Origin of the sequence: Halomonas organivorans, from assembly GCF_014192055.1 — a bacterium.
In the GTDB taxonomy this organism is placed as follows: domain Bacteria; phylum Pseudomonadota; class Gammaproteobacteria; order Pseudomonadales; family Halomonadaceae; genus Halomonas; species Halomonas organivorans.
In genome coordinates, this window is sequence record NZ_JACHXM010000061.1 from 1,610 (window position 1) to 3,411 (window position 1,802).

The 1,802-nt window shown below is 54.1% G+C and carries 1 tRNA gene and 1 rRNA gene (1 of these 2 cut by a window edge); both read right to left on the bottom strand.

Annotation, left to right across the window (positions count from 1 at the left end):
* A 23S ribosomal RNA gene (locus FHR96_RS22195) occupies nt 1-1,465 on the bottom strand; it reaches 1,492 nt to the left of the window's first position.
* A gap of 254 nt (nt 1,466-1,719) precedes the next feature.
* A tRNA-Ala gene (locus FHR96_RS22200) sits at nt 1,720-1,795 on the bottom strand.
* Nucleotides 1,796-1,802: the final 7 nt, after the last annotated feature.

Here is a 1,802-nt window from a genome sequence, read left to right on the forward strand (position 1 = left end):
AGCCTACTGACTTTCACCAGGACAACCAACGCCTGGCTCACCTAGCCTTCTTCGTCCCCCCATCGCAATACAGTGAGGTACGGGAATATTGACCCGTTTCCCATCGACTACGCCTTTCGGCCTCGCCTTAGGGGCCGACTCACTCTGCTCCGATTAGCGTCGAACAGAAACCCTTGGTCTTCCGGCGGGGGAGTTTTTCACTCCCCTTATCGTTACTCATGTCAGCATTCGCACTCGTGATACCTCCAGCATGCCTCTCGACACACCTTCGTCGGCGTACACGACGCTCCTCTACCGCGTGTCATTCGACACACCCGTAGCTTCGGTACCTGGTTTGAGCCCCGTTACATCTTCCGCGCAGGCCGACTCGACTAGTGAGCTATTACGCTTTCTTTAAAGGATGGCTGCTTCTAAGCCAACCTCCTAGCTGTCTAAGCCTTCCCACATCGTTTCCCACTTAACCAGGATTTCGGGACCTTAGCTGACGGTCTGGGTTGTTTCCCTTTTCACAACGGACGTTAGCACCCGCTGTGTGTCTCCCACGCTGCACTCACCGGTATTCGGAGTTTGCCTCGGGTTGGTAAGTCGGGATGACCCCCTAGCCGAAACAGTGCTCTACCCCCGGCGGTGATACGTGAGGCGCTACCTAAATAGCTTTCGAGGAGAACCAGCTATCTCCGGGCTTGATTAGCCTTTCACTCCGATCCACAAGTCATCCAAATCTTTTTCAACAGATCCTGGTTCGGTCCTCCAGTTGATGTTACTCAACCTTCAACCTGCTCATGGATAGATCGCCCGGTTTCGGGTCTATTTCCAGCGACTGGTCGCCCAGTTAAGACTCGGTTTCCCTACGCCTCCCCTATACGGTTAAGCTCGCCACTGAAAATAAGTCGCTGACCCATTATACAAAAGGTACGCGGTCACCCCACGAAGGGGCTCCCACTGCTTGTACGCATACGGTTTCAGGATCTATTTCACTCCCCTCTCCGGGGTTCTTTTCGCCTTTCCCTCACGGTACTGGTTCACTATCGGTCAGCCAGGAGTATTTAGCCTTGGAGGATGGTCCCCCCGTCTTCAGTCAAGGTTTCACGTGCCCCGACCTACTCGATTTCACGGGATCAGGCTTTCGACTACGGGGCTATCACCCTGTATCGCTGAGTTTCCCAACTCATTCGCCTAACCTGTCACCCGCTTAAGGGCTAGTCCCCGTTCGCTCGCCGCTACTGGGGGAATCTCGGTTGATTTCTTTTCCTCGGGGTACTTAGATGTTTCAGTTCCCCCGGTTCGCCTCCTGCACCTATGGATTCAGTACAGGATACTCAGGTTACCCTGAGTGGGTTTCCCCATTCGGAAATGCCCGGGTCGCAGGTTGTTTGCCACCTCGCCGAGCCTTATCGCAGGCTTCCACGTCCTTCATCGCCTCTGGCTGCCAAGGCATCCACCGTATGCGCTTCATCGCTTGACCATATAACCCCAAGGGGTCTGATCCGCGATGACAACAACGACAATTGCCGGATACGCTTGAGACGTATCTCATGCCCTTTCCCGGGTAGGAAAGGGACTTTGTCAGCATGATTTACATTGTTAAAGAGCATTTAAAGCTAGAAGCTTTAAGCTGGAAGCTTGAAGAGGAAAACCCTCTTACCAAGCGTCTAGCTTAAAACTTCATCGACTGCGGGCTGTCTTCCAGCTTCAAGCTTTGAGCTTCAAGCTCGAGAGTGGTGGAGCCTAGCGGGATCGAACCGCTGACCTCCTGCGTGCAAGGCAGGCGCTCTCCCAGCTGAGCTAAGGCCCCTCTGACA